Below are 26,068 nucleotides of genomic sequence, written 5' to 3'. Positions count from 1 at the left end.
TTGTCGAAAAAGTATTTACTTGCCGAGCACCTCGCGCAGGGCGGAAGCGACTTGTGGCAAGACGTGGTCGTTCAAACCGGCAACGTTTACGCGGCTGCTTTCCAGCATGTAGATGCCGTGTTCCTTCCGTAACCGGCCCACCTGCTCCGGACTGATTCCGAGGAACGAGAACATGCCTCGCTGACGGGCGATGAATTCGAAGTCGCCGAACGATGAAAGCGCGCCGGCAAAAGCGTGGCGCAGATGCAGGATGCGCTCACACATACCGTTTAGCTCCTGTTGCCACTGGGCTCGCAGGTCGTCATCGCCAAGGATGGTCTCCACTATTGAGGCGCCGTGGGCCGGTGGCATTGAGTAATGCGACCGGATGACGCTCAGCAGCTGGCTTGTGGCGGCGGCATTCACGGTTGCGGTTTCCGAAACCAGGGCGAGGGCGCCGGTGCGCTCCCGGTAGAGGCCAAAGTTCTTGGAGCACGAGCCTGCGATCAGCATTTCAGGTACCGCACTGGCCAGGTGCCTCAGACCAGCTGCATCCGCGTCCAGGCCTTCGCCAAGGCCCTGATAGGCCATGTCCACGAAGGGCAGTAGGCCTTTGCGCTGGATCAGGCTGGTCACTTCCTGCCACTGGGCCAGGCTCAGGTCCGCGCCCGAGGGGTTGTGGCAGCACCCGTGCAGCAACACCACGTCGCCCGCATCCGCCCGTTCCAGGGTTTCCAGCATGGCGCCGAAGTCTACCTGCAGGGTCTCTGGATTGAGGTACGGATATTCGCGAATAGTCAGGCCGGCGCCACCGAGCAACGGCAAGTGGTTGGCCCAGGTGGGCGTGCTGACCCAGACTTTTGTATCGGCTTTGCACAGACGCAGAAACTCGGCCGCCATACGCAGGGCGCCGCAGCCGCCCGGTGTCTGGATGACCGATACGCGACCGTCGCGGACCAGTGGGCTGTTGCTGCCCAGGATCAGCTCCGCCATGGCGCTGTTGAAGCCGGTGGAACCGGCAGGGCCCACGTAGCTCTTGGTGGTTTCGCCCTCAAGAAGGCGACGCTCGGCTTCATGCACGGCGGCCATGATGGGCGTATTGCCGGCATCGTCCTTGTAGACACCAATGCCCAGATCCACCTTGTCCGGACGATTGTCCTCACGGAAGGTCTGCATCAGCTGCAGGATCGGATCCTGAGGCAGGGGCTGGAGTGTTTCAAACATGGTTTGCCTCCTCGTCGGCCTGTTGGGTTCGGATCAGGGTCGGGCGACCGGTGTCCAGCGCCTTGGTCAACTGTGTCTGCTTTTCACGGATGCTCTCTGCCGCCTGTTCCCTGACCGGGCCGTAGCCCCGGACATCAGCGGGCAGCTCGGCAAGCTGCAGGAAGGTCTCGTAGTTGCTGGCGTTGAGTTCACGGCCGATTCGCGCAACCAGGTTCTGGTAGTCCTTCAGCAAGGCGCGGTCCAGCTTGCGGTCTGCGGAGTAGCTGAATGGGTCCACCGCGGTTCCACGCAGGCCGCGAAGCCTGGCCAGCAGTCGGAAGGCCCGGAACATCCAGGGGCCAAACCGACGCTTTTTCGGGCGACCCTGAGCATCGGTCTCGCCGCTAAGCAGGGGTGGGGCCAGGTGGAAGTGAACCTTGAAGTCTCCCTCGAAGGTTTCATTAACCTCTTTCATAAAGTCGGTTTCAGCAAACAGCCGGGCCACTTCGTACTCGTCCTTGTAGGCCATGAACCGATACAGCTGCTGTGCCACTGCACGGGTCAGCAGAAGATTGGTTTCGCCGAGGGCTTCCTCGGCCTTGCGGACTCCGGCAACAGTGTCACGGTATTGGTCAGCCCAACGCTGGTTCTGATAGTTGACCAAATGCTTGTGGCGAATGTTGATCAGTTCGTCCAGGGTTGGCTCGGGTTTGACCTCCACAACCTGGGCGTTGTTGTCGTCCAGCAGATCCGTGACTGCGCTGGGTTCCACGGCCGCCAGTCGGCCCCAGCCGAAGGCTTCCTTGTTCCGGTCGATGGCCACGCCATTGAGCTCAATCGCCTTCATCAGTGCCGCTTCTGAGAGCGGCAGCAGGCCCTTCTGCCAGGCAAAGCCGAGCATCATCACGTTGGAGAAAACGGTGTCGCCCATCAGTTTCTCGGCGATGCCGTTGGCGTCAAGCTGATCGAAATGATCTTCGCCAACTGCGTTCTTCAGCAGGCCAAGGCGCTTGTCGGCCTTCATGTCGGCGTCGCGGTAGAGTACGTAATCTGCGGTAGGCAGTTCCGCTTCGTTGGCGACAATCCGGGTGTGGTTGGGCCGGAGAACGCTCAGGGCCTTCTGGGAAGACGCCACCACCAGATCACAGGCGATGACCGCATCGGCCTGGCCATTGCTGATCCGTACCTGATGGAGCTTGTCCGGAGACGGTGCCATACGAACGTAGCTCAGCACCGTGCCGCCTTTTTGGGCGAAGCCCATGAAATCCAGTACCGAGGCACCGCGCGACTCCAGATGGGCTGCCATGGTGATCAGCTGGCCGACAGTTACCACGCCCGTACCGCCAACACCGCCCACGAGCAGATCGTAGGAGCCGGTCATTTCCGGCAATTTGGGAGCTGGAATGTCAGCCAGCTTGCGGGTGAGTACGGAGCCGGTGTCAACGCCCCGGGATTTGCGCAACTGACCGCCTTCAATGGTCACGAAGCTGGGACAGAAACCGTTAACGCAGGAGAAGTCCTTGTTGCACGAGGACTGGTCAATCTTGCGCTTGCGGCCCAGTTCGGTCTTGCGCGGCACCACCGAGAGACAGTTGGACTGCACCGAGCAGTCGCCACAGCCTTCGCAGACATGGTGGTTGATAAAGGCCCGCTTTGCCGGATCCGGGAACTGCTTGCGCTTGCGCCGGCGGCGCTTCTCGGCGGCACAGGTCTGGTCGTAGATCAGCACGGTACAACCAGGGATGTCACGCAATTCGCGCTGCACCTGGTCGAGCTCGGACCGATCGTGGAAGGTGACATCCTTGGGGAACAGGTCATGATGGCCATCGTATTTCTCGGGCTCATCACTGAGCACAACAACCCGATTCACCCCTTCTGCGGCCATTTGCTGGGCAATCCTGTCGACGGTGATCTGGCCGTCCACCGGCTGACCGCCGGTCATGGCCACGGCGTCGTTGAACAGGATCTTGTAGGTAATGTTGATGCCGGCAGCCACCGCCTGACGGATAGCCATGGAACCGGAGTGGAAATAGGTGCCTTCACCCAGGTTCTGGAACACGTGTGGGTTGCCGGTATAGCGGCTCTTGCCAATCCAGTTGACCCCTTCGCCACCCATCTGGATGAGGGATTCCGTGTTCCGGCCCATCCAGGACGCCATGAAGTGGCAGCCAATGCCGGCCAGGGCCTTGCTGCCCTCAGGGACCTTGGTGGAGGTGTTGTGGGGGCAGCCAGAGCAGAAATAGGGCATACGCTTGACGCCACCCGGATCCTGAGCCGTGGTCATGGCACTGATTTCAGCCATACGCTCACTGAAGTCCACCTCGAAGAAGCGACCAAGACGGGCCGCCAGGAAGCCGGCAACCAGTTTCGGGCTCAACTCGCCGACATAGGGGATGAGCGGTCGGCCCAGCTCATCCTGTTTGCCGGTAATCAGAACCTCGCCAGGACGGTCCGGCTCGGACATATACTCCTTGATCTGGCTCTCGATAATGCCGCGCTTTTCCTCGATCACCAGCACTTCTTCCTTGCCGTGAACGAAGTCCAGGATGCCGCGACGCTCCAGGGGCCAGACCATGCCCACCTTGTAGATATCCAGCCCCATGTCCCGGGCCTGGTCTTCATCGATGCCCAACAGGTCCAGGGCTTCAAGCAGATCCAGGTGACCCTTGCCGGTGGTGACAATACCAAAGCGGGCTTCCTTGTTTTCGAACAGGCACCGGTCAATGCGGTTAGCCCGGGCAAAGGCCTGAACAGCCGCGAGCTTGTGCTCGATACGGGTTTCCAGTTGCGGCCCCGGCAGGTCCGGCCAGCGGTAATGCAGGCCGCTTTCCGGCGCGGTGAAATCGTCCGGAGTGACAAAATCCGGTGTTGGCGGAATTTCCACAGAAGCCGCGCTTTCCACGGTTTCCGATATGGCCTTGAAGCCGACCCAGCAGCCACTGTAGCGGGAAAGGGCATAACCCCAGAGACCGAATTCCAGGTATTCCGCGATGTTGGCCGGGTTGATGGTGGGCATGAAGAAGCTCATGAATGCCACATCGGACTGGTGGGGCATGGACGATGACACGCAGCCATGGTCGTCGCCCGCTACCACCAGCACACCGCCATGGGGGGAGGATCCGTAAGTGGTGCCATGTTTCAGGGCGTCGCCGGCTCGGTCCACGCCCGGGCCCTTGCCATACCAGAGGCCGAATACGCCCTCTACCTGACAGTCTTCATCGGTTTCTACTTGCTGGGTACCCAGCATGATCGTCGCGGCAAGATCCTCGTTGATGGCGGGAACAAAATCGATCCGGTTCTCGTCCAGCAGGTCTTTCGCCTGCCAGAGTGCCTGGTCGACCGCACCTAGGGGGGAACCACGGTAGCCACTGACCAGGCCGGCGGTATTCAGGCCTTGCTTGCGATCCAGGGCAGCCTGCATCAACGGAATTCGGACCAGGGCCTGTGTGCCGGTCAGGAACACCCGACCGGATTCCCGCAGGTAGCGGTCTTCGAGTTTGTAATCGTCGAGTTGTGGGGTATCGGCGGACATGGCGCCCTCCTTTTTGTCGATTTTATGACCAAAATTCTAGAGGGAAGTCCTCAAAAGGTGCTTGCTTATTGGAAGGAGGTTTTCAGGATTTGCGAAAGAATGTTTGATAAAAGACAATAAAGAGAAAGAACCTTTGATAAAAATCAGGTGTTACCAAATGAAACAGGTGGAGCTGGACAAGCTGGATCGGAAAATCCTATCGGTGCTGCAGCAGGATGGGCGCATCAGTAACCAGTTACTGGCCGAACAGGTGGGTTTGTCACCGGCTGCTTGCTGGCGCCGGGTGCGCACACTTGAGGAAAGCGGTGTGATTCAGGGATACAGCGCAAGAGTGGATCCGGAACGCATTGGTCAGGGGCTGTGCGTGCTCGTCAATCTGTCACTGCAGCGGCACAACGTCGACAGCACGGCGGAGATTGAGCAGCAGGTGAGCAGTTATCCGGAGGTGCTTCAGTGCTTTGCGGTGACCGGTAATGCCGATTTCGTGCTCAGGGTAATCGTGCCGGATATGGCCAGCTACGACAGGTTCCTGAATGAAAAAATCTTTACCCTGCAGGGCATTGCCCAGGTGAATTCGAACTTTGCGTTGCGGGAGATAAAAAATACCGAGACGATCCCGGTGGAAGGTATTCTGTAGTTTCGGCAAGGAGCAACAACGAAAAAAGGCAGCCGAAGCTGCCTTTTTCTGAACGTGTCGTCTGTTATTTACAGAGCGACAACGTTTTCCGCCTGAGGACCTTTCTGGCCCTGGGTAACGGTGAACTCGACCTGCTGGCCTTCAGCCAGAGTCTTGAAACCGCCGCCCTGAATAGCGCTATAGTGAACAAAAACGTCCGGGCCGCTTTCGCGAGTGATAAAGCCAAAACCTTTTGCTTCGTTGAAAAACTTAACGTTGCCGGTAACTGTAGACATAGTATTCTTCCTGATTTCAATCATTTAATGTGCCGTCACGTCATCTTATTGATGGCTGATCGGCGGTATGCGGAAACAAAAAACTGGCGTGATCAAAAACAGGACGTGCTACTTATTACAGCTGAGCGGTCTTATTGATGAAATGCTTTGCTAAATCTTTCCAACGAGGCCCACTGTACTCCTGCCACGGGGAAAAGCAAAGCTATTTCTTGTAGGCATAAACCGGGGGAGTGGAATTCGCGGTTCCAAGGCTGTCCAGCCTGCGCGGCCTGGCAATGGCGAAGCCCTGGGCGTAGTCCACCTGGATCTCTTTCAGGGTGTCCATGATTTCCATGTCTTCCACGTATTCGGCGATGGTCTGAAGATCCAGAAAATGACAGAGCTCGTTGATCGACCTCACCATGGCGTAGTTCGTGAGGTTGGTCGCCATGTCCTTTACAAATATGCCGTCAATTTTCACGAAGTCCACTGGCAGTTTCTGGAGGTACGCATAGGAAGACAGGCCGGTGCCGAAATCATCCAGTGCGAACCGGCAGTTCAGCCGCTTCATCTCGCGCATGAAATCCGAGGCAAAATGGAGGTTTGCGACGGCAGAGGTCTCGGTTACTTCAAAGCAGAGCTTGTGGGCCAGCTCCGGATTCGCCCTGAGATTGGATTCCAGGCCGAGCATGAAGCTGTCATCGCTCAACGAAGAGCCTGACAGGTTAACGTTCAGAGTGGCAATCCTGGCGAGCGCCGAGGGATTATCGCGCATCCACGCCAGCACCTCGGAAATGACCCACAAATCAACCCGTGTGCTGCGTTTGAACTGTTCGGCTGCCTCGATATAGCCCTGGGGCGAGATCTCCTTGCCAGAACTGTCTTTCAGGCCGAGCAAGAGTTCATACATCGTGCCTTCGCCGTCTTCCGGTTCAAGGGCAACGATTGGCTGGGCCCGAAGGTAGAGGCTGCCATCACGGATGGTCCGGTCTATTTCGGTGACCCATTGGGGGGTGCCGAGCCGGGACTGGTCCCGGTTCTCCCTGGCCAGTTCAATCCGGTTCCCGCCCAGCTTCTTGGCTGCTTTAAGCGAGAGGCTCGCAAGATTGAGAAGGTCGCCAGGTGACTGTCCCGCCCCGGTTACCGGCCGGATACTGATGCTGACGGTTGCCCGATATTCCGCCTGCCCGTGCCGGAACACATGTTGCTCGAAGTTGCGCCGCAGGGACTCTGCAAAATCCAGGCAGTCTTCTGTACTGATGTTATTGATGAGCACCGCAAACTCATTGCCGCTGATCCGGCCAACGTGGGACTCCGCGAATCGGGATTCGCTCTGCTTACGGAGTGTGTCGGCGACATGCCTCAACAGGGCGTCGCCGGCTTCCGCGCCATAGGAGGCGTTGATGACACTGAACTCGTCTATATCCAGAACCATCAGGGCGGCGGCATGGTCTTCAGCAGATGACGGCAGGATGCTGATCAGCTGAGAAACCTGTTTCTCGAAGTCATGGCGGTGCATACACCCCGTCAGGGCATCGTGGGTTGCCTGAAAATTGAGCTTCCGGTAAACATCTTCAACGATGCTGAACAGGCTTTGGTCGAGGAATGGGATGTCTCCGCTCTCAACCAGCCAGGCTTCGCCTTCAGCGAGTTTCTGCACAAACTCGGGAAACCCGTAACTGACTTCGCTCATGCCTTTGGGCGAAAGAAAAACAAACCTGAGTGAATCCTCGCTGCCCCACACCAGCCGCAACCGGCGGGTCTCGCCGGTATCCAGACGAACCTCAACCCAGTCGCCTACGGAAATCTCCTTTGCCCTTGAGGCCCAACGACTGTCTTCAAGCTCCGGTGGCAGCGGGACCGGCGCTTCATCGGCGTCACCGTACTCATCAACCCATGTGGTTTCTGCTTCCCCGTTGCCCTCGAGAATTCCGGATAACTCGTCAATAACCGGCCTTACGCGTGAGACTTCCCCGGCGGTTTTCAGCTCTCGCTCGATGAACTGCAGCATGACGCTGCTCTCCAGCTCCCGTTCAAATGCCAGCTCTTCGGAGGTGTCGGCAGGCGAAAGCCAGGCCTGGAGCTGTGCAACCACATCAAGCAGTTCCTCACAATGCCGGCTTTCCGGACCTTCTCTCAGCATGGTCAGGACGATCAACTGCTCCCAGCCCGCCTGAAGAATGCGGATCAGAATCTTCGGAACCTGTCTGTTGCTCAAGAGCGAGTTCAGCCTCTGCCTTGCCTCCTTGCGGGTAAGGCGCAGGCGCTCCTTGCCCTCCAGGGTTTTTGCCAGCCGTTCCGAGTTGCGGAGAAACGATTGGTCCTGACGCTCGACAAGCTGTTTCAGGCGTTCACCCAGGCTTCCCATCAGGTCCGGATCCGATACCTCGATCTCTGTCAGCTCCTCGACGATATCGGCAACCGTTGCTTCCAGCTTCTTGCTTGAGGCTCTCTCGGCAAGACAGATGTGCATCAGGTTATTGATGATATCCCGGGCCGGGTGGTCGCCGGCATTCAGAAAATCCGGTGTTTCAACCAGCGTTTCGAATACGGGTAGTCGAAGCTTTTGCAGTTGGTGGCGAAGCGAGCCCGAGAGTTCATCGTGGGTTTTCAGAGGCTCGAACAGTCGGTCCACCAGATTGGCCTTCTCAACGGCCGTGTGATCCAGTGAGCTGGCCAGGTCGGAGTCCGAGTTGGCCAGTTCCCGAAGCAGTCCCGCCATATCGGGCTCGTCGCCGTGCAACCGGTCCAGCAGTTCCCGGCGCCGGGAGCGGAGGTTTTCCGAAAGCCTTGGATTGGGCTCCTCCCAGTCTGAAACTTCAGACGAGGGGTTTGACTCCAGTGCCATCAATTGAAAAAGGGAACGACCGACCGAAGGCGACCCGGACGCCTCGTGCCTGGCGTGATTGGTTTCCGGAGTTTCTTCGGATGAGTCTTCTGTGGCTGTCGTTGCTGAACCCGAGTCGTCCGTTGCGTGCTCCCGGTCGCGGAGTGACCAGTTTGCGGGTAGCTCGGTGATATCTATGGCCTCAAGGCCAGCTCGTCGGCAGTCATTGATCAGGGACCGGATGGCCGCGGGCCAGACCCGGACCAGAGCATTTTCCCAGGCGCGGTAGATGGTCAGGCGGTGCTCCCGCGCAATGCCCAGATGATCGACCATATACTGCAGGCAGACGCACAGGGCCCGGGGCGTCAGAGGATTGTTGTCATCGTTGACGTCCTGTCGGAAAATCTGGTTGAGAAACTGGTTGAGCAGGAAGTTGGCCCCGGTATTTGCTTTGTTTACGCGGGTGGCGATGGCCTGCAGGTCCAGCCAGTCCTCGAACTCGTGCTGTTGCAGCAGGTGCAACTCCTTGTTGCCGGCCCGGGACTCGGCGGCGGGCTCAAGGGTTGCCTGATTGGCCTGGAACTGGGCCTGGAAATCCTGGAGCATTCGTTGCTGGCGACTCTGGAAAATGAAGCGCATGTCCTTGAGCCGGGTAATTTCACGCAGCTCTGCAGCTTCTTCCAGGTCGGCTTCAATGCCCTCGAAGGTGCCTTCCATAAATTCCGGAAGCAACTGTTCCAGAAGCCGACGGCAATGCTGGTGGTAGAGCTGTTTCAGTGAAGGATCCGGAGTCGCGGCTTCGAGCCGATTCGTTCCAGTGTGCTGTAACAAACACTCAATGTCGTTGCTGAGTTCCTCAGTGTTCCCCGCTATGTCCAGCGAAATGCCGCTACTGCGGCCAACCTGAACCGTGCCTCGGTAATGGATATGCTGTTTTTCACGGTCATTATCGAGGAAAACATGAAGATCGGTCTGTGCAGCGGCAGACGATGACAGTTGGTCGAGTACCGCGGGCGACGAAAAGTGCTTCAGGGTGAGGCGCAGCCCTTCTTTACCCAGAGACACGCTGTCAATGACACAGCCACAGGGAATGAGGCCGGGCGCGACGACAACCGCATCCTTGCTGAGTCTGGAGTGTTTTGCGTTGAGCCGGGTCATTGACCGCCTTCCTGAGCAGTGAGAAATGAATCTTTGTTCAATTTATCGTGATTGCAGTTTAATTGGAACTTGAACAAACGCAAAGTGAATGTACAAAAGCGACACATCTGAAGTCATGCACGAGCCTGAATCCACGACTGCATTATAGATGCTCAGTGGCGTTAAATATCAGATCTTTGCCCAGGGTATAGCGTGCGAAATCCCTGGCCAGATACAGGTTGCCCCGATAAATGCCTTTGGCTTCGGATTCGATCTCACCAATGTGCGGATAAGCATCCGGATTGAACTGGTAACGGGAACTGAAGTGGGTGAGGACGAGATTGGGAACGCCTGCGGCCTCGGCGAAGCGGGCTACCTGGGCAGCGGAGCTGTGTTGCGGCCAGGGTCCGACCCGGTCGGAGACTTCCTGGGTGTAGGTCGCTTCGTGGATGACCACCTGAACACCCGTGCACGCTGCCAGAAGCAGGTCGGGCTGGTCGTTGTCGCCGGCGACGATAACCTTGCGAGGTTTTCTGGCAATTCGGGTGTAATCATCACAACGGGCGAGGCGCCCATCTTCCAGTACCACGTCGTCGCCCTGTTGCAGGCGGCCCCAGGCGGGACCGGCCTCAATACCATCCGCTTCGAGCCTGTCCCGGACCAGCTGGCGTTCCAGATTCTTTTCCGTGAACACAAAGGCCCTGCAGGAGACACGATGGGACAGGGGGACTGCAGTTACCGACAGGGAGTCGTCTTCCCAGTGGAAGTTCTCTGCTTCGGAATCGACAAATCTCAATTCATAACTCAGGCTGGAGTCACTATTACCGATGGCGGCCTCTATGAAGGTTTTTACCGGTCTTGGCGCAACCAGGTACAAAGGAGCAGTGCGGCCGAGCATGGAGGCGCTGGTCAGCAGTCCCGGCAGCCCGAACGTATGGTCGCCATGGATGTGGGTGATAAATATTGCCTGCAGCTGCATCACGGAATGATGGGTTCTCAGCAACTGGTGCTGGGTGCCTTCACCGCAGTCAATCAGGTACCAGTGTTTTGGTCCGCCGTGGCTCAGCGCCAGACCGGTTACGTTGCGCGATTTTGTCGGCGTTCCGGCTGACGTGCCGAGGAAGGTGAATTCCATACCAGGCCTTTTCGGGTTAACGTGTCGTGTCTCTGTCCGCCATAATACGAAGGTAGCAGAATTGACGATACATTAGCCGGGGCGACCGCTAGTGAGCCGGTTAGCGACATTTATGTAAGGAGTGCTGTCTTGTCTGAGTTGTCCAGTTACGAGAGTTTTTCGATTGAGGTTAAAGACCACATCGCCCACCTTCAGTTCAGTCGTCCGGAGGCCCTGAACACCATGAACAAGGCGTTCTGGCTCGAGTTGCCCCGGTGCATGCAGGATATTGAGGCCAACACCGATGCCCGCGTTATCGTCATTTCCTCCACCGGCAAACACTTCTCTGCGGGCATGGATCTGGGTGTATTCAGCGATCCCAAAGCCGTGCCCATGAACGGTGACCCCGGGCGCATGGCGGAAAACCTTCGCAGGGTTGTGCTGCAGTTGCAGGATACTCTCACCTCTCTGGAAAAAATCCGGCTTCCCGTGCTGGCAGCCATCCACGGTGGCTGTATCGGTGGCGCTCTGGATCTGGTGTGTGCCGCCGATAGCCGTTATTGCACGGAAGATGCCTACTTCACCATCAAGGAAACCGAGCTGGGCATGACCGCCGACGTCGGCACGCTCCAGCGCCTGCCCAAACTGATGCCCGAGGGCGTGGTTCGTGAATTGGCCTACACCGGCCGAAAATTCTCCGCCACTGAAGCGCAGAATCTGGGCTTCGTGAACGCCGTTTACGCCGACCAGGAATCCATGCTGGCAGGCGTTATGGCCATTGCCGGCCAGATTGCGGCGAACTCTCCTCTGGCCGTCACTGGCTGCAAGGAAATGCTCAATTACAGTCGCGACCACAGTGTGGAAGACAGCCTCAAGTATATGGCCACCTGGCAGGCCGGCATGTTCCGCCCGACGGACATGATGAAATCGTTCCAGGCCAAAGCCCAGAAGCAGGCGCCAAAATACGATGCGCTGTTTCCGGTGAAGCCCTTGTTCGACCAGTAAATGGCGTTGGGTAAACGACGAAACTCGGGTATGTCCTCCAATGCCGCTCTGTTATTCCAGGGCGCCATTGGCGTTATCGGATTAGTGGCGATACTGCTATTCGGAATTCCGGTGCTGCATGTTGGGCCAGGCCTGTGGCCCAGCATCTTCCTGGGGACGGTTGGAGCCGCTCTTACCTACGCCGTTTTGCTGTTGCTTACGCGGGTGCCCGGCTTGTTCCCGGAGAACCTCGAGCGGCAGATGCAGGGTTTGTATGACTTTGCCTCCAGCTACTCCCCGGCTGTACTCATTCTGCTATCCCTCCTGGCCGGAGTCGGTGAGGAACTGTTATTCCGAGGCGCAATCCAGGGCTGGCTGATGACAAAGACGGACCCTGTAACGGCCGTGCTTGCGGCATCGGTGTTGTTCGGGCTGGTGCACTACGTTTCATTTACCTATTTTCTGGTGGCTACCGGCCTTGGCATGGTCCTGGGGGCGGCCTACCTGTTATCCGAAAGCCTTGCTCTGGTCATGGTCTGGCACGCCCTTTACGACATGATTGCCCTGTTTTGTCTGCTCCGGTTTCCGCGCTGGTTTGGTGTCCGGGTCGTGAATTCCGGCGCAAACAGGCCTCACGAATAGTCGACATCTTCCCGGCCGGCACTCTTGCGGGCCTCAAAGCTGGCCAGCTCGACATTGATGGCATTGGTTGAGATCTGGATTTCGTACAGCGAGTACAGCAGCGAGAAAGACAGCAGTACCAGGCTGGCGCCAAACGCGATCACCCCCGGCAGGTCGGCACCCAGGAAAAGCAGGAACATGGAAACCGTACACAGGAAGAAACTGAGTACGCCGAACGCCTGCATGCGTTTGGTCAGCACAATCCGTTTGCGCAGCATTCCGATCTGTCGGGCAATCAGGGCGTGGTCTTCCTCGGTGTCCATCTGCTTGAGTTGGCGGATCAGCTGCGCCAACACCAGAAACCGGTTGGTGAAGGCCAGCAACAGCAGTGAAATCGCCGGGAAGAGCAGGGCAGGCGTTGTCAGGTCCAATCTGGTGTCCTTATGGTGAAGGTGTGTGGGCTATGGTCTACCAGCTCCCGGAGCGCAGCCGCTGGATCGTTTTAACCGGCCGATTGTAAATGTACACCCAGGCAGACCCGTGGCGAGTGTCCATGGTCTGGCGGATATACAGGCTGCTTTGCGGGCGTTCAGGAAAGAAGTCTTCCAGTTCGTCCAGTGTTTTCAGCATCGTATCGGTAACCGCATAGACTTCCACGCGGACGCCCGGGGAAGGTTCCTCTATGGCACCCGGGTAGGGGCCCAGGTGATACAGGCTCAGTTCGGGCATCCAGTCTGTCCCGACAAAACGGGCGCCTCGCAGAATATGGCTGTTGTTCCGGCCACGTTTCAACGTGCCGTAAACCGCCACAAGGTGCTTCATTCTGATCGTTGCTCCCCCTGTTTACATGTTTGAATTCAACGTGGCCGCAGACCGCAAGGCGTTGGTCAGGCGGTCCATCACGCCGCCGCCATGGCGCCAGAAGTGCCAGTATAGCTGCACTTCCAGGGTTTGTTCAGGCGCGATGCTCACCAGGCGCTCGGCAGATATTTCCGGGCGGGCCTGCATTTCCGGAATCATGCCATACCCCATGCCGGCCAGCGCCAGTTTCACAAAACCTTCCGAGGATGGGCAAAGGTGGTGAGGGAAGGTGCCGTGATACCCGCACTGGGCCAGGAACCGGTGTTGCAGCTGGTCATTCGGCCCGAAAACAATGGCCGGGGCATTCTTCAGGCTGGTTTCGCTCAGGCCTTTCCCGAAGTATCGGTGCACATAGTCCGGAGTTGCCAGTGGCATGTAGGTCATGGTGCCAATGGGCACGCAGCGGGCACCGGCAACAGGCTGGGAGCTGCTGCACAGGCAGGCAGCCACATCCCCTTCGCGCATCCTGCGAAGGCCAATGTCCTGGTCCTCGACCACAAGATCCAGCAGCAGGGTCTCCTCCGCGCAGAAGTTGCCTACCGCGGCCGCCCACCAGGTGGCGAGGCTGTCGGCATTCAGCGCGATGCGCAGTCTCGCTGTGGGTTCCGAGAGTGCCGGGATGGACTTGGTCAGGTCGCGCTCCAGCAATTGCACCTGCTGAACGTGGTTGAGCAGACGCTGTCCGGCCGGTGTAGCCTTGAGTGCCGGGCTTCGCACCAGAACCGGTTGTCCGAGCCGGATTTCAAGGGTGCGAATTCGCTGCGAAATGGCCGACTGGCTCAGCCCGAGCGCCAGGCCGGCACGTTCGAATCCTCCGCACTCAATGACCGTCGCCAGGGCTTCCAGCAATTTGTAGTCAATCATAAGTAAAACTGATGCAGCATTATGAGTATGAATTTCAAGTATAGCTGGGAAGCGGTAACCTTGCGCCATTCATTAAGGAGAGATTCACGTGCTTGAGAGTTACCTGACCGGTCTGATTGTGTGTGGCGGCATTATCGTGGCGATCGGTGCGCAGAACGCCTACCTGCTGAGCCAGGCAATACGCCGGGAACATCATTGGTGGTCAGCCGGGCTGTGCATAGTGGCCGATATCACCCTGTTTACCCTGGGCATGTTCGGCATCAGTGCTGCCCTGATGGCCATGCCTGAGGCCCTGGAGATTCTCCGGTGGCTGGGTGTGGCCTTCCTTGGCTGGCTGGCGATTCAGTCCTTCGTTCGCGCCAGCCGCGGCAGAGCGGCTCTTGAAGCGGGTGAGGTAACCAAACGAAGCCTTAAAGCCGTGGTGTTCACGACCCTGGCAGTCACTCTGCTCAACCCTCAGGTTTATCTGGATACGCTGCTGTTGATTCCTGCCATCGGAGCCCAGCAAGAGGACGCGACCACCTTTGTGGCCGGTGCGAGCAGTGCCTCGATTCTCTGGTTCGGCCTGCTTGCCTGGGGCGGCTCGGCGCTGGCGCCCATTCTCTCCCGGCCGCTGGCCTGGCGGATTATTGATGGTGTCATTGGAATCATGATGGCCGCTATCGCCCTGCATCTCACGTTGAGTGGTCTTTAATATTCAAACGATCGTATGAATTTCTTGCATCGGCGCGCGTCGGGTTGGAAGATAGCGTGCTACTGAATTTGCAGTCATTTATACCATCGAGGATGTTTGATGAACGCCACTCTACGTCGCTGGCTCGCCAGTGCCGGGGCCATGCGCCGTGTTCTTTCCACGTTTGCTCCCTATATCGGTGCTGGAATCCGGGTGACCCACATTGCTGAGGATTTCAGCTCGGCCCGGGTGGAGATGGGCCAGCACTGGTACAACACCAATTACGTGGGCACGCACTTTGGCGGTTCGCTCTACAGCATGGTTGATCCCATGTACATGCTGCTGCTGATGCGACGGCTGGGCAATGACTACATCGTGTGGGATAAATCGGCGAGTATTGATTTTATCCGTCCCGGCAAGGGCAAGGTGATGGCACGCTTTGAATTGACCGATGAGCGTGTTGAAGAGATCCGCGCCGCAACGGCAAACGGAGACAAAATGCTGCCAGAGTGGGACGTGGATATTGTTGATGAATCCGGTGAGCTCGTCGCGCGCGTCCTCAAAGTACTCTATGTGCGCCGGAAAAAGCGTTGAAGCGGGCTATTCAGCTTGGCTCAGTCAAAGCGTCTCGCTTCGGTCAGGCGGCCTTTCCAGTAGTAGCCGCTGATCGAGGACTGGATTACGCCGGCCGATGTTGATGCGTGGATAAAGCGGTCCCCGCCCATATAGATACCGGCGTGTTGTTCCTTTCCGCCAATCCGGAAGAACACCACATCGCCCGGTCGAATCTCGCCGGGATGAACCACGTCACCACTGGCAAGCATTTGGGTCGTTGTCCTGGGCAATTGTTTGCCCAGACCTTCCTGGTAGGCGGTAAGAATGAATCCTGAGCAATCGAAGCCATTGCCGGAGGTGCCACCGTATTCATAGGGGGTGCCCCGGTAACGCTCGAACACCTGCCAGAGTTTTTGGGCCTTTTCCGAACTGGATGCCTCGACAGGAACGGTCTGTAGTCCAGGCGTAGAACCCGGCTGCAGCTTTCCGCTACTGGCGCAACCGCCGAGCGCAAGCGCCACGAATGCCAGAAATAAGATGTTTCTGAAGGAATAACGCATCTCAGACCCTGTGCAAGTTTTCACTGTCTTCACTTTAATTGTCGCGCCCGGGAATGTCAGGTTACGGAGCGTGAGATTTTGTTGATGCGGCTCCACTAAGTCGCCGGGCATCACCGGCTATCTTTTCCTTTCACGCAGGAATAGTCTGTCACGAGACCATTCGGGAGAGCTGCAATGAGCGAAGGAACACGCAACACCCCCATACCGCGAGACACCCTGGCGGCCATCCTCGAGAGCGCAACATTGGCGCCATCAAGCCACAACACCCAGCCCTGGCGATTTGAACTCGGCGAAACCGGGATTTCCCTGTTTGCGGACCGGTTACGGGCATTGCCGGTCAACGACCCCGACGACCGGGAACTGACCATCAGCTGCGGGTGTGCCCTGTTTAATCTTCGGATTGCCGCCGCTCATGCAGGATTCAATACCGAATGCCAGCTTTTGCCGGACCCGGGCGACGAGGATCTGCTGGCGACCGTCTCGTTCACACCGGTATCCGGGGAGGAGGGCCGTCAAACGGAACTGTTCCGGGCGATTGCCAGGCGACGCACCTATCGCAAGCGGTTTGAGTCAAAGCAGGTGCCTTCCGAGGTGCTGGGCATCCTTGAAGAGTCGGCGGAGACCGAAGGAGCATGGTTCCAGGTTCTGGAATCGGAGCATGCGCGTCATCAGGTGGCCGAGCTGGTGGCGGAGGGCGACGCTGCCCAATGGTCCAACCCGAGTTGGCGACGGGAGTTGGCTGCCTGGATGCATCCCCGCCGCAAGGGAGACGGTTTGACGGTTCCCGGCATGGTTGCGCCCGTGGCCCAATTGGTGGTGCGCACATTTGATATGGGCAACGGCGTTGGCGCCAAGGACCGTCAACTGGCGGATGAATCACCCGTGATTGCTGCGTTGGGAACGGCCGGGGATGGCGTAGAAGACTGGCTGAAGGCCGGGCAGGCGCTGGAGCGGGTTTTGCTCCGGTCCCTGGGGCAGGGGCTGCAGGCTTCCTATCTGAACCAGCCAATTCAGGTCGCCGTGCTTCGCCCGAAACTTCAGCACCTCCTTGGGCGTTCGGGTTTCCCGCAGATTCTGCTCAGGTTGGGTTACCCGGCGACAGATTTGCCGGCGGCTCCGAGGCGGAATCTTCAGGAGGTTGTGGAAACCGCAGACACCCGGGATATCAAGGCAAAACAGGCGGGTCAGGGACGCCAGCGCTGACTGACCTCCTCTTATCAGTGCCTGGCCTTGGTTACCACCTCCGGTGTTGCCGGCTCACCGGATTTGCTGGCAAGAATGCGGTCTGCATCCAGCGAGGCAATCGGAACCCGGGTATCCCGGGGAACGTCGCCGCTCAGCTGGAGCTCCAGATAGCGGAGCGCACACACCCGAAGGAAGGACGTGAAGTTACCGAGGTCGTGGCCGGCATCAATGGATTCGTGGTAAAGCCGTGTGATCATCTGGGGCAGGTTCATGCCATCCCGTTCGGCCAGATCGGCCAGTGCCTGCCAGAAGGCGTTTTCCATTCGCACACTGGTCACCATGCCATCGATTCGCAGGGAGTGGGTCCGGCTGACCCAAAGCTCCGGATCGGCGTTGATAAAGAGCTTGCACATGCGGGCCTCCCTGAGAGCGTGGCGGGGCCGGTGGGCCGGCCCCGTTTGCATTACTGATCCAGCAGCTTGAAAAACTGCGCCAGCCAGGCCGGATGAGCGGGCCATGCAGGCGCTGTTACCAGATTAGCATCGGTAACCGCCTGATCAACCTCGATACCGGCGAACGTGCCGCCGGCCAGTTCCACCTCCGGCTGGCAGGCAGGATAGGCCGAGCATTTGCGCCCCTCCAGAACCCCGGCTGCGGCCAACAACTGGGCACCATGGCAAATCGCTGCCACTGGCTTGTCAGTCTCGAAAAAATGGCGAACCAGATTCTGTACATCCTTGTTAAGCCGCAGGTACTCAGGAGCGCGACCGCCGGGCACCACCAATGCGTCGTAGTTCGCGGGGTCCAGCCCGTCAAAATCCGCGTTCAGGGCGAACCGGTGCCCCGGTTTTTCGGTGTAGGTCTGGTCACCCTCGAAATCATGGATGGCGGTGGCAACCGTGTCGCCGGCTTTCTTGTCGGGGCAGACAGCGTGAACCGTGTGCCCGACGGCCTGCAGTGCCTGGAACGGCACCATGGTTTCGTAATCTTCGGTGAAGTCACCGGTAATCATCAGAATCTTCTTCCCGCTCATGGCTGTCTCCTTGTGATTGTCGTGCCAAGTCTGGAAACAGTATCAGCGTCGGTGAAGAAGCGGGTATTAGAGGATTACTACAGGCCTCAGGCTTCCCGGATCAGGTCCGGCGAGTTATGCCTCGGATTATTCACCTCCGGCGAAACGGGAATGGCTTTCAGCTGTTCAGGATCCAGGCGATGGGTCACTGCTCGCAATTGTGTCCGGTCGGTGATTTCCGGATTCAGCCAGTCCCTCAGGCAGGCCGGATCAAGCACCACGGGCTGACGTTCATGGATATGCTTCAGGTGTTCGCTGGCCGGTTCGGTGATGATGGCGCAGGCGGTGGTCTCGTCGCCTTCTCTCGGGGTCCAGAGGCCGGCGAAGAAAATCGCCGGATACTTCCCGGAATTCGCTGGCGTTATGTAGTGAGGTTCTTTCCCATGTTCCGTTTGTTGCCATTCGTACCAGCCATTGGCCGGTATCAGGCAACGGTGATGGGCAAAGGCGTCCCGGAAGTATTTTGATGTGGCTGCTGTTTCTGCACGGGCATTGATCGGAGCCGGCGCTTTCTGATCCGCCCAGGCCGGCCGGAAGCCCCAGTGGGAGTGAGCCATGATCAGGCTGCCGTTCATGCTCATCCGGATCATGGGAATACCTGTGCCGGGAGGGATGTTGTAGCCGGGGTCAAAATGCCCGTCCACCTCCATGCCCTCGGGAAAAAACTCGAGGATCAGGGTGTCCGGTGGGGTATAGAAGGTGAATCGTCCGCACATGATAACTGGTTGTTCCTCGCACAAATCCCGGTGCTGAAAGCCCACGGTTCTGGATTCTGTTAACCTTAGCAGATGCTGAAACTATCCAACGCTGTTGAACTTGCTGACTGGGAAATCGAAATCACCCAGATCCGGGCCCAGGGTGCCGGCGGCCAGAACGTGAATAAAGTCGCCTCCGCGGTGCACCTGCGCTTCGATATTCCCCACTCCTCTCTGCCACCGTTCTACAAGGAGCGGCTGATGTCGCTCAATGATCAGCGAATCAGCAAAGAAGGTGTGCTGATCATCAAGGCGCAATCTTTCCGAACCCTGGAGTTGAACAAGGAAGATGCGCTGGAGCGGCTGAAAGAGCTGATCCAGGAGGCCGTCAAACCCCGCAAGGCCCGACGTCCCACCAAACCGACCCGATCCTCACAGCGCAAGCGTGTGGACAAGAAAACCAAAAAAGGTAAAACCAAGGCCCTGCGGGGCAAGGTCCAGGTTTAGGCCGAAGCCTGTTCGCTACCCCGGGACTCCAGTTGCTCCAGGAAAGCCCTGATGTCATCGAAAGCCTCCTCCGCTTCCGGAAGTAAGGGCACAAAGATCTGCCATACGTGCACCATTCCCGGCCAGGTATGAAGGGTAACCGGAGAACCTGCTGCTTCTGCCCGCGCGGCGTAACGCCGGGCGTTGTCCAGCAGCATCTCGGTGTCGCTGGCCTGTATCAGCGTTGGGGGCAGGTCCTTCAGATTCCCGCGTAATGGTGAGGCGACAGGGCTGGTCGGGGAGACCCGGAATGCCGCCAGTGTGGCCCACCAGATGACCGGCAGTGGGATTTTCGACAGGCCACCAAACACAGGCCCGAGCAGTGGATCGGTACCGATGTTGTTGCGGTTGCTCGGCGCGGTCAGGGTCAGATCGGTGGATGGTGAGAAAGCGATGGCGGCGTCCGCCTGGCGCAGGCCATTGTCCCGAATCCAGGCAATCAATCCCAGAGTGTGACTGCCCCCGGCAGAATCCCCGGCGACCACCATGAAATCTACCGGCTCGGCACCGTCGGGCCCGTGTTTCAGCAGCCATTTATAAGCCTCGCGACAATCCCGGACACCGTCCATAAACCGGTTCTCCGGCATTAAACGGTAGTCCAGTGCGAACACTGCGGCTCTGGTTATCTGCGATAAACGGTCGGTAATGGCCCGATGGCTTCTGGGGCTGCCAGCGGCCCAGGCGCCACCATGAATGTACAGGATGCGGCGGCGGGTATCACATCCCGGGGCGAGAACCCATTCGCCACGGGGTGACTCGCAATGGCGCAGCTCCGAGGCCAGTTCAATGCCTTCACTCAGCCCGTCCATGTGTTTTCGGAGCGCCATCAGCCGCGCCTTACCGCGCAGGCCTTTTGAAGATTGCCCAAGCTCGCGGATGCGTCCCAGCACCTCCCGGTTGGCTTCGCTTGGTGTTGCGTCTTTGATCGGGTAATCATCCCGGTCCAGATGAGACAGATCCTCAAGCCGGAACAGAAGCAGGGTTGCGGCAACGATGAACACGATGATGGCGAGAATAATCCAGAGCATGGTCGATCCGTATGTTATTGGCCCCACCGGGCAGGTCGAACTATCCTTCAAATGATACTCGCAGATTTGTCCCGGTTCTGCCCGGAACGGTCACAGAAGGAGTCGCGTGTTGCAAATAGCCTATCGGGCCAGAGACATAACCGAAGCCCACATTGTGGCTGGTCTGTTGGAAGCCAACGGTATTGAGGCCCATGTCGGAGGTCATTACCTTCAGGGTGCCATGGGTGATATTGGTGCCGCGGGCTTCAGCAACGTGCATGTCGATGATGAGGATCTCTACCGGGCGCGGCAACTGGTGTTCGAGTATGAGCAGACGTCCGGCAGCAGTCTCAGCCGGGCTGCCAGCGACCAAGAGGACCGCCCCGACCACTACGCCCGCTGGTTTCTGTTGGCCCTGGCCATCGTCGCTCTCATCCTGCTGCAGATCTACTGACTGATCGGTCTGGGGTCACCGGGCGTAGCCCTACCCACACTTCCCAAGCAACAGGAGAAAAAGCTTATGGCAGATCAACCTGTAATGCTGATTACCGGCGCGTCGTCAGGCATCGGCGCGGAAACAGCGCGAGCGGCCGCGAAACAGGGCTATCGGCTGGTTCTGGCCGCGCGATCTGAAGACAAACTGAAAGGCCTGCAGCAGGAGCTGGGTGGCGAGGAAACGGTGTTGACGGTCCAGTGCGACGTCCAGAGCGGTGATGACCAGAAAAACATGGTCGACCAGGCCCTGAAAACCTTTGGCCGCATTGATGCGGTGTTTGCCAACGCCGGCCGCGGTGGTGAGCCGGGCGGATTCAGCGGCGCTGACCCGGACGTGTGGAAGGATATGATCCTCACCAATATCTACGGTGTGGGCCTGACCCTCCAGCATTGCATGCCGGCGCTCAAAGAGAGCAAGGGCCACTTGCTGTTAACCGGCTCTGCGGCAGGCCGTGCCACCATTCCCGGTTCCATGTACAGTGCGACCAAGTGGGCGGTAACCGCCATTGGCTATGGTGTTCGTGAGGAGCTCCGTGGCTCCGGTATCCGCGTTACCCTGATCGAACCGGGCATGGTGGACACGCCCTTCTTTGATGAACGTCCTGGTCATGCGTTGAAGCCGGAGGACATTGCCAATGCGGTCATGTATGCCGTGGCTCAGCCGGCACATGTCGATGTAAATGAAATTCTTGTCCGGCCCACGCCCAAGGTTGAGTAACCGGTAGGGGCGGTCGTAACGGAGGTTGTTTTGAGTCAAACCGATCGCGTCGCATTGGTGACCGGCGGCGCCAAAGGCATTGGCCGGGGCATTGTGCTTCACCTGGCCGCTGCTGGCTGGAAGGTGGCGTTCTGTGACACCGACAGTGCTGTCGGTGAGCGGTTGGCCGCCGGTGCAGATCATGCACTGCACTTTCTGCCCGGCGATGTGGCTTCGGAAACCGATGTGGAGCGCATCGTTACCGAAGCCCTTCGCTGGAGTGGCCGTCTGGACGCCGTTATCAATAATGCCGGAATCGCCAACCCCGAGACGGGGCCGATTGAGGAACTGAGCCTGGATCAGTGGCAGCGCCGGCTGGACGTGAACCTGACCGGGCCGTTCCTGGTCACCAAGCATGCGGTGCCGCACCTTCGAAAAACGAAAGGCGCTATCGTTAACATGGCCTCCACAAGGGCGCTTCAGTCCGAGCCGGACACCGAGGCGTACGCCGCTACCAAAGGCGGTATTGTGGCACTTACTCATGCGCTGGCGGTGAGCCTGGGGCCGGATATCCGTGTGAACTGCATCAGTCCCGGCTGGGTCGATACCCGGGCCTGGCAGGGCGGCGCAGAGCCGGTTGAACCGCTTTCCGAAAACGACCACCTGCAGCACCCGGCGGGCAGGGTAGGGCAACCTGGGGATATTGCCTCCTTGGCGGCCTACCTCATTTCGCCTGAGGCCTCGTTTATCACTGGCCAGAATTTTGTGGCCGATGGCGGCATGGTGCGCAAGATGATCTACGAGGAATAGAGCGTTGCCACGGCTTTTTTTCGGGCTGGAGCTTCCGGCTGAAATCAAGGCCCGGTTGTTGAAGGTCAGATCACCGGTGACAGGCGCCAGATGGCAGAGTGCTGAGCAATTGCACATCACCCTCCTGTTTCTGGGGAAGGTGAGCGGGGAAGGTCTCGAAGCCGTAGCCAGTTCAGCCCGTGAGATAGATTCGGAATCCTTCCCGCTTGAGGTTGCCGGCGTTGGTTGTTTCGGCCAGCCCGAAAGGCCGAAGAATCTATGGGCCGGTGTTCAGCCGGCGGCACCGGTGGCTGCGCTGCACCAGACTCTCGGGCGGCGACTGGAGAGTCTGGGCTTTGTGGCTGAACGTCGGGCATTTCGCCCGCACATTACGCTGGCCCGTTTCAAACGCCAGCCGGGTTCTGTTGAACCGTTGTTGGTTGAATATGGTGACCATGGATTCGGCCAGTTCCGGGTGACTGAATTTGTGCTTTTCGAAAGCAAGCCTGGCCCGGCCGGTTCCGTGTATTCAGTGGTCGATCGCTTCTCCCTGCGCAACGCCGGATAGCCGATTTGTCTTGACGAATCCCTGTCGTCCCACCAAAGATGAGGGGAAATCAACGCCTTTCCTGAGGTGTCTATGTGCCCCCCGTTTTCCGATCCTGATCAGCGTCTGTACGTCCGCAATGCCACGCTTGCAGATATCCCAGGCATCATCCAGCTCAGTCGCCGGGTTTATGAAGGCACGGGCATGTACGGCTATACCAAGGGGCCGTTGACTGGGCAGATCAATACCTTTCCCGACGGCCAGTTTGTTGCCATGCTCGGAGACACCGTGGTCGGCTACTGCGCCACGTTCCGGATCGCGGAAGAGATCGCACTCGCTGCCCACGACTGGACCTCCATCACCGGTAACGGTTATGCCTCGCGGCATGACCCGGAGGGGGACTGGTTGTACGGGATGGAAGTCTGTGTTGATCCGGAATGCCGGGGTTACCGCATTGGGGAGCGGCTCTACAACGAGCGCAAGCAGTTATGCCAGGCCCTGAACCTGCAGGGAGTGGTGTTTGCCGGCCGTTTGCCGAGCCTGCGCCAGCGGCTGAAGAAGTTCACGAGCGTCGAGGAATATGTGGAGGCCATTCGAAGCAAGGAACAGAAGGATCCGGTGCTCTCCTTCCAGCTTCATCAGGGCTTCGAAGTGCACGGAATTATTCCGCATTATCTCGATGCCGACCACGATTCCATGGGCTATGGTATTCATCTGGTCTGGCGTAACCCGAAAGTACCCCAGTCGGAGAACAACGGCCGTCGGAAGCGCTACGGTCAACGCATGCGCGATACCGTGCGCATAGGCACGGTTCAGTACCAGCAACGCCCGGTCGGATCGTTCGACGAATTCAGCGAGATTGTCCGCTATTTTGTCGATGTTGTTTCCACCTACAAGGGCGACTTTGTGGTGTTCCCCGAGCTGTTCACCCTGCAGCTGCTTTCCATCGAAGCCCGCAAGGGCAGCCCCGCCGAGACCTTTGCCGCAGTCACCCATTACGCAGAGCGTTATCGTGAACTGATGCGGGATCTGGCTCTGCGCCACAACATCAATGTTGTCGCCGGCTCAACGCCAGTCCGTGAGGAAGACGGCACCATCCGGAACATGGCGTACGTGTTTCTCAGGGATGGTCAGGTGTTCAGCCAGCCCAAGATTCATCCGACGCCCAACGAGGCGTTCTGGTGGAACGTTCAGGGCGGCAACCGGGTCAGCGCCATCGAGACGGACTGCGGCACCATCGGTGTGCTGATCTGCTACGACGCGGAGTTCCCGGAATTGACCCGCCACCTGGTGGACCAGGGCGTGCATATCATCTTTGTGCCTTTCTGTACCGATGAGCGGCAGAGCTACCTGCGGGTTCGCTATTGTTGCCAGGCCAGAGCTGTGGAGAATCAGGTCTACGTGGTGATGTCCGGCAACGTCGGAAACCTGCCGAACGTACCGAACATGGAAATCCAGTATGGCCAGAGCTGCATCCTGACGCCCTGCGACTTTCCCTTCGCCCGGGATGGCATCGCCGCTGACACCGAGCCCAACGTGGAGACGGTTGCCTTTGCGGATCTGCGCCCGGAAGTACTGATCACTGCCCGCAACAGTGGTACCGTTAAAAACCTTCAGGACCGCCGGCACGATCTTTACAGCGTGACCTGGCGTGGTGAGTAAACCGAGCCGACAGGAGCGTCGTTTTGCCCAGTAGAGGGTCTGTAAAGCCTGAACGCATCGGCCGCGGGCTTCTTTGGGCCGGTGGTATGGCTCTGGTGGCCTGGCCCCTGGCGGTTGCAGGCTGGTCCTTTGCCATTGAACAGAGCTCGGTGGGTATGGCATTGCCGGATATACGGTCCGGCGGATGGGAAGTAACAGGCAGCCGTGCAGATGTCCGGCCTTCTGTGACCGCCAACGGTGATGTCGCAACCATCGATTTTGCTCCTTCGTCTCTTGTTCTGACCAAACATCTCACGTTTGTCGGTGCAGACCAGCCGCTGACGCTCAACAACCTGCGCACGGATCTCAGCAATACAACGGTAACCCTGGACTATGGCGCAAATGGCCCCTGGGCGCAGCGCATTTCCATTGATGGCGACATCAGGGTCGATGCCGCGCGCGTCGAACATCCGCAATTACTGCCGCAAACGTGGAACTTTCAGGGAAGGGCAAAGGGCCGCCTGGCAGATCTCAGGGTGCAGGGCACCTTGGCTTCCGAGTCCGGCTTTACGGCTGATCTCGATATCCAGCTCAATCCCGAAGGCGGCGTATCCGTCGCCATCGACTCTGTTATCGACGGTAAACAGGGCGTTCAGGCCCTGGCAGAAACCCTGGTCGGATGGCCGGATCTGCTGACAGTGGATTCTGGCAATGCCCGGTTGTCGATGGAGGTTTCGACCGGCCAGGGTGGTGAACTTGCAGCCAGTGGCAGCGTTGAACTGCAGGATGTTGGCGGGGTATTTAACCGGACCGCGGTATCAGGGCTCACCGGCCAGGTGCGGGGATCGCTGGAAAATTCCCGGATTACGACCCGTTTCAGGGACATGACCGTTGGCGAGATCAATGCCGGCATTCCCGTCACCTCGGTTCTTTTTTCAGGGAATTACAGCGCGCCGGTCACGGAACTGCTGGCCGGCACTCTGGAGGTTCAGCAGGCCAGGGCCCGGTTCCTCGAAGGTACCCTGAGAGTGCCTCCTGCCAGGTACGATTTAGGCGGTGGGTCTGGTCGCATCCCTGTGGAGGTTGAGGACGTCTCCCTCAGCCGTCTGATGGCCGTGTATCCAGCCGAAGGACTGTCTGGAAGCGGGTTGCTTCGAGGGCGAGTTCCTCTGGGCATCAGTGGCGACGGGGTGCAGGTGAGTGCAGGCAGTATTTCCGCAATAGATCCTGGCGGCCGTTTGCAGTTGCCGGCGGACAAGCTCCAGGCGATGCTCGGTGGCAACCAGGCCATGGGCATCGTGGTCCAGGCGTTGCAAAACTTTCACTATTCAGTCCTCAACAGCACGATAGACTACGATGAACAGGGTAAGTTGAGCCTTGGCCTTCGCCTCGAAGGTAAGAATCCGGACCTGAGGGGTGGGCAGCCGGTGGTACTCAATGTCAATCTTGAGGAAGACATTCCCGCGCTGCTCACCAGTCTGCAGTTGAGTGGCAGGGTCAATGAAGCTGTTACCAGGCGCGTCCGGAAATTGCTGCAGGAATCCGGTGAGGAGAAAGCACCATGATAAAACCCGTGCGGCCCTGGTGGCCTGA

Annotated in this window: 26 protein-coding genes; 13 read left to right on the top strand and 13 right to left on the bottom strand. The window is 58.6% G+C overall.

Translation table 11 applies throughout. From position 1 onward, the window contains the following. Nucleotides 1-15 precede the first annotated feature (15 nt). Together KYE_RS17370 and KYE_RS17365 are read right to left on the bottom strand one after the other, a co-directional pair. Nucleotides 16-1,203, bottom strand: a complete 1,188-nt coding sequence (locus KYE_RS17370; RefSeq protein ID WP_008176025.1) for an aromatic amino acid transaminase — start codon at nt 1,201-1,203, stop codon at nt 16-18. Continuing rightward, entirely contained in the window at nt 1,196-4,714 is a 3,519-nt protein-coding gene (locus tag KYE_RS17365; RefSeq protein ID WP_008176023.1) for an indolepyruvate ferredoxin oxidoreductase family protein, read from the bottom strand. Before KYE_RS17365 ends, KYE_RS17370 begins: the two co-directional genes overlap by 8 nt. Before the next feature lie 157 nt (nt 4,715-4,871). Here KYE_RS17365 and KYE_RS17360 point away from each other — a divergent pair, with 157 nt between their 5' ends. Beyond that, nucleotides 4,872-5,351 carry an Lrp/AsnC family transcriptional regulator gene (locus KYE_RS17360; protein WP_008176020.1) on the top strand — a complete coding sequence of 160 codons (480 nt, stop codon included), beginning with the start codon at nt 4,872-4,874 and terminating at the stop codon, nt 5,349-5,351. Nucleotides 5,352-5,419: 68 nt separating this feature from the next. On the opposite strand, the gene KYE_RS17355 is transcribed toward KYE_RS17360, so the two are convergent. The 3 genes from KYE_RS17355 to KYE_RS17345 form a co-directional block, all read right to left on the bottom strand. Continuing rightward, on the bottom strand, nt 5,420-5,626 hold the full coding sequence (locus tag KYE_RS17355; RefSeq protein WP_008176018.1) for a cold-shock protein: 207 nt from the start codon (nt 5,624-5,626) through the stop codon (nt 5,420-5,422). 202 nt (nt 5,627-5,828) lie between these two features. Further along, the gene (locus KYE_RS17350; protein WP_008176017.1) at nt 5,829-9,590 is read right to left on the bottom strand and encodes a DUF1631 family protein; all 3,762 of its coding nucleotides are present in this window, start codon (nt 9,588-9,590) and stop codon (nt 5,829-5,831) included. A gap of 142 nt (nt 9,591-9,732) precedes the next feature. Next, on the bottom strand, nt 9,733-10,704 hold the full coding sequence (locus KYE_RS17345) for a ribonuclease Z (RefSeq protein ID WP_008176014.1): 972 nt from the start codon (nt 10,702-10,704) through the stop codon (nt 9,733-9,735). A gap of 138 nt (nt 10,705-10,842) precedes the next feature. Here KYE_RS17345 and KYE_RS17340 point away from each other — a divergent pair, with 138 nt between their 5' ends. Together KYE_RS17340 and KYE_RS17335 are read left to right on the top strand one after the other, a co-directional pair. After that, entirely contained in the window at nt 10,843-11,688 is an 846-nt protein-coding gene (locus KYE_RS17340; protein ID WP_227497881.1) for a crotonase/enoyl-CoA hydratase family protein, read from the top strand. Between the two features lie 30 nt (nt 11,689-11,718). Continuing rightward, nucleotides 11,719-12,309 (top strand): CPBP family intramembrane glutamic endopeptidase, encoded by a 591-nt coding sequence (locus KYE_RS17335; RefSeq protein ID WP_008176009.1) that lies wholly within the window; start codon nt 11,719-11,721, stop codon nt 12,307-12,309. Here the strand turns inward: KYE_RS17335 and KYE_RS17330 are convergent. From KYE_RS17330 to KYE_RS17320, 3 genes are read right to left on the bottom strand one after another with little or no spacing between them, the layout of a single operon-like run. Further along, nucleotides 12,300-12,719, bottom strand: coding sequence for a DUF2721 domain-containing protein (locus tag KYE_RS17330; protein ID WP_008176008.1), 420 nt, complete (start codon nt 12,717-12,719; stop codon nt 12,300-12,302). The two genes, KYE_RS17335 and KYE_RS17330, sit on opposite strands and share 10 nt — an antisense overlap. A gap of 37 nt (nt 12,720-12,756) precedes the next feature. Beyond that, on the bottom strand, nt 12,757-13,110 hold the full coding sequence (locus KYE_RS17325; protein ID WP_008176007.1) for a gamma-glutamylcyclotransferase: 354 nt from the start codon (nt 13,108-13,110) through the stop codon (nt 12,757-12,759). A 21-nt stretch (nt 13,111-13,131) separates the two neighbouring features. Beyond that, nucleotides 13,132-14,013 carry a LysR family transcriptional regulator ArgP gene (locus KYE_RS17320; RefSeq protein WP_008176006.1) on the bottom strand — a complete coding sequence of 294 codons (882 nt, stop codon included), beginning with the start codon at nt 14,011-14,013 and terminating at the stop codon, nt 13,132-13,134. An 88-nt stretch (nt 14,014-14,101) separates the two neighbouring features. On the opposite strand from KYE_RS17320, the gene KYE_RS17315 reads away from it, so the two are divergent. Together KYE_RS17315 and KYE_RS17310 are read left to right on the top strand one after the other, a co-directional pair. Next, nucleotides 14,102-14,707 (top strand): LysE/ArgO family amino acid transporter, encoded by a 606-nt coding sequence (locus tag KYE_RS17315; RefSeq protein ID WP_008176005.1) that lies wholly within the window; start codon nt 14,102-14,104, stop codon nt 14,705-14,707. A gap of 99 nt (nt 14,708-14,806) precedes the next feature. Next, the gene (locus tag KYE_RS17310; RefSeq protein ID WP_008176004.1) at nt 14,807-15,280 is read left to right on the top strand and encodes a DUF4442 domain-containing protein; all 474 of its coding nucleotides are present in this window, start codon (nt 14,807-14,809) and stop codon (nt 15,278-15,280) included. A 20-nt stretch (nt 15,281-15,300) separates the two neighbouring features. Here the strand turns inward: KYE_RS17310 and KYE_RS17305 are convergent, their stop codons facing one another. Then, nucleotides 15,301-15,801: a C40 family peptidase gene (locus tag KYE_RS17305; protein ID WP_008176003.1), complete on the bottom strand. Its 501-nt coding sequence runs from the start codon at nt 15,799-15,801 to the stop codon at nt 15,301-15,303. 174 nt (nt 15,802-15,975) lie between these two features. Here KYE_RS17305 and KYE_RS17300 point away from each other — a divergent pair, with 174 nt between their 5' ends. Beyond that, on the top strand, nt 15,976-17,004 hold the full coding sequence (locus KYE_RS17300) for an Acg family FMN-binding oxidoreductase (protein ID WP_008176002.1): 1,029 nt from the start codon (nt 15,976-15,978) through the stop codon (nt 17,002-17,004). A gap of 14 nt (nt 17,005-17,018) precedes the next feature. On the opposite strand, the gene KYE_RS17295 is transcribed toward KYE_RS17300, so the two are convergent. The 3 genes from KYE_RS17295 to KYE_RS17285 all read right to left on the bottom strand — a co-directional run bounded on the left by KYE_RS17295 (nt 17,019) and on the right by KYE_RS17285 (nt 18,774). Next, nucleotides 17,019-17,399 carry a ribbon-helix-helix domain-containing protein gene (locus KYE_RS17295; protein WP_008176001.1) on the bottom strand — a complete coding sequence of 127 codons (381 nt, stop codon included), beginning with the start codon at nt 17,397-17,399 and terminating at the stop codon, nt 17,019-17,021. A gap of 50 nt (nt 17,400-17,449) precedes the next feature. Continuing rightward, a complete protein-coding gene (locus tag KYE_RS17290; protein ID WP_008176000.1) occupies nt 17,450-18,019 on the bottom strand; it encodes a DJ-1/PfpI family protein in 570 nt (189 codons plus the stop codon). A gap of 86 nt (nt 18,020-18,105) precedes the next feature. Next, entirely contained in the window at nt 18,106-18,774 is a 669-nt protein-coding gene (locus KYE_RS17285; protein ID WP_008175999.1) for an SOS response-associated peptidase, read from the bottom strand. Between the two features lie 72 nt (nt 18,775-18,846). On the opposite strand from KYE_RS17285, the gene arfB reads away from it, so the two are divergent. Continuing rightward, complete coding sequence (arfB, locus tag KYE_RS17280; protein ID WP_008175998.1) at nt 18,847-19,260, top strand: alternative ribosome rescue aminoacyl-tRNA hydrolase ArfB; 414 nt, start codon at nt 18,847-18,849, stop codon at nt 19,258-19,260. Here the strand turns inward: arfB and KYE_RS17275 are convergent. Then, nucleotides 19,257-20,327 carry an alpha/beta hydrolase gene (locus tag KYE_RS17275; RefSeq protein ID WP_008175997.1) on the bottom strand — a complete coding sequence of 357 codons (1,071 nt, stop codon included), beginning with the start codon at nt 20,325-20,327 and terminating at the stop codon, nt 19,257-19,259. The two genes, arfB and KYE_RS17275, sit on opposite strands and share 4 nt — an antisense overlap. A 106-nt stretch (nt 20,328-20,433) precedes the next feature. Here KYE_RS17275 and KYE_RS17270 point away from each other — a divergent pair, with 106 nt between their 5' ends. The 6 genes from KYE_RS17270 to KYE_RS17245 all read left to right on the top strand — a co-directional run bounded on the left by KYE_RS17270 (nt 20,434) and on the right by KYE_RS17245 (nt 26,040). Continuing rightward, nucleotides 20,434-20,760, top strand: a complete 327-nt coding sequence (locus KYE_RS17270) for a DUF2007 domain-containing protein (RefSeq protein WP_264622635.1) — start codon at nt 20,434-20,436, stop codon at nt 20,758-20,760. Nucleotides 20,761-20,826: 66 nt separating this feature from the next. Beyond that, nucleotides 20,827-21,519, top strand: coding sequence for an SDR family oxidoreductase (locus KYE_RS17265; protein ID WP_008175995.1), 693 nt, complete (start codon nt 20,827-20,829; stop codon nt 21,517-21,519). 30 nt (nt 21,520-21,549) lie between these two features. After that, a complete protein-coding gene (locus tag KYE_RS17260; protein WP_008175994.1) occupies nt 21,550-22,308 on the top strand; it encodes an SDR family oxidoreductase in 759 nt (252 codons plus the stop codon). Nucleotides 22,309-22,312: 4 nt separating this feature from the next. Further along, nucleotides 22,313-22,855, top strand: a complete 543-nt coding sequence (gene thpR / locus KYE_RS17255) for an RNA 2',3'-cyclic phosphodiesterase (protein WP_008175993.1) — start codon at nt 22,313-22,315, stop codon at nt 22,853-22,855. 72 nt (nt 22,856-22,927) lie between these two features. Next, nucleotides 22,928-24,496 carry a bifunctional GNAT family N-acetyltransferase/carbon-nitrogen hydrolase family protein gene (locus KYE_RS17250; RefSeq protein WP_008175992.1) on the top strand — a complete coding sequence of 523 codons (1,569 nt, stop codon included), beginning with the start codon at nt 22,928-22,930 and terminating at the stop codon, nt 24,494-24,496. A 23-nt stretch (nt 24,497-24,519) separates the two neighbouring features. After that, nucleotides 24,520-26,040: a YdbH domain-containing protein gene (locus KYE_RS17245; RefSeq protein WP_227497871.1), complete on the top strand. Its 1,521-nt coding sequence runs from the start codon at nt 24,520-24,522 to the stop codon at nt 26,038-26,040. Nucleotides 26,041-26,068: the final 28 nt, after the last annotated feature.

The sequence above is a fragment of the Marinobacter manganoxydans MnI7-9 genome (genome assembly GCF_000235625.1).
GTDB lineage: Bacteria > Pseudomonadota > Gammaproteobacteria > Pseudomonadales > Oleiphilaceae > Marinobacter > Marinobacter manganoxydans.
The sequence above is the reverse complement of the archived record's forward strand: the minus strand, read 5'-3'. Positions and strand labels throughout refer to the sequence as shown.

What these genes read in the sequence shown, in the direction of transcription:
- KYE_RS17310 (WP_008176004.1), top strand. Translation starts at nt 14,807, where the DNA reads ATGAACGCCACTCTACGTCGCTGGCTCGCCAGTGCCGGGGCCATGCGC.
- KYE_RS17350 (WP_008176017.1), bottom strand. Translation starts at nt 9,590, where the DNA reads ATGACCCGGCTCAACGCAAAACACTCCAGACTCAGCAAGGATGCGGTT.
- KYE_RS17345 (WP_008176014.1), bottom strand. Translation starts at nt 10,704, where the DNA reads ATGGAATTCACCTTCCTCGGCACGTCAGCCGGAACGCCGACAAAATCG.
- arfB (WP_008175998.1), top strand. Translation starts at nt 18,847, where the DNA reads ATGCTGAAACTATCCAACGCTGTTGAACTTGCTGACTGGGAAATCGAA.
- KYE_RS17325 (WP_008176007.1), bottom strand. Translation starts at nt 13,110, where the DNA reads ATGAAGCACCTTGTGGCGGTTTACGGCACGTTGAAACGTGGCCGGAAC.
- KYE_RS17250 (WP_008175992.1), top strand. Translation starts at nt 22,928, where the DNA reads ATGTGCCCCCCGTTTTCCGATCCTGATCAGCGTCTGTACGTCCGCAAT.
- KYE_RS17320 (WP_008176006.1), bottom strand. Translation starts at nt 14,013, where the DNA reads ATGATTGACTACAAATTGCTGGAAGCCCTGGCGACGGTCATTGAGTGC.
- KYE_RS17370 (WP_008176025.1), bottom strand. Translation starts at nt 1,203, where the DNA reads ATGTTTGAAACACTCCAGCCCCTGCCTCAGGATCCGATCCTGCAGCTG.
- KYE_RS17290 (WP_008176000.1), bottom strand. Translation starts at nt 18,019, where the DNA reads ATGAGCGGGAAGAAGATTCTGATGATTACCGGTGACTTCACCGAAGAT.
- KYE_RS17295 (WP_008176001.1), bottom strand. Translation starts at nt 17,399, where the DNA reads ATGTGCAAGCTCTTTATCAACGCCGATCCGGAGCTTTGGGTCAGCCGG.
- KYE_RS17285 (WP_008175999.1), bottom strand. Translation starts at nt 18,774, where the DNA reads ATGTGCGGACGATTCACCTTCTATACCCCACCGGACACCCTGATCCTC.
- KYE_RS17300 (WP_008176002.1), top strand. Translation starts at nt 15,976, where the DNA reads ATGAGCGAAGGAACACGCAACACCCCCATACCGCGAGACACCCTGGCG.
- KYE_RS17365 (WP_008176023.1), bottom strand. Translation starts at nt 4,714, where the DNA reads ATGTCCGCCGATACCCCACAACTCGACGATTACAAACTCGAAGACCGC.
- KYE_RS17360 (WP_008176020.1), top strand. Translation starts at nt 4,872, where the DNA reads ATGAAACAGGTGGAGCTGGACAAGCTGGATCGGAAAATCCTATCGGTG.
- KYE_RS17265 (WP_008175995.1), top strand. Translation starts at nt 20,827, where the DNA reads ATGGCAGATCAACCTGTAATGCTGATTACCGGCGCGTCGTCAGGCATC.
- KYE_RS17335 (WP_008176009.1), top strand. Translation starts at nt 11,719, where the DNA reads ATGTCCTCCAATGCCGCTCTGTTATTCCAGGGCGCCATTGGCGTTATC.
- KYE_RS17355 (WP_008176018.1), bottom strand. Translation starts at nt 5,626, where the DNA reads ATGTCTACAGTTACCGGCAACGTTAAGTTTTTCAACGAAGCAAAAGGT.
- KYE_RS17275 (WP_008175997.1), bottom strand. Translation starts at nt 20,327, where the DNA reads ATGCTCTGGATTATTCTCGCCATCATCGTGTTCATCGTTGCCGCAACC.
- KYE_RS17305 (WP_008176003.1), bottom strand. Translation starts at nt 15,801, where the DNA reads ATGCGTTATTCCTTCAGAAACATCTTATTTCTGGCATTCGTGGCGCTT.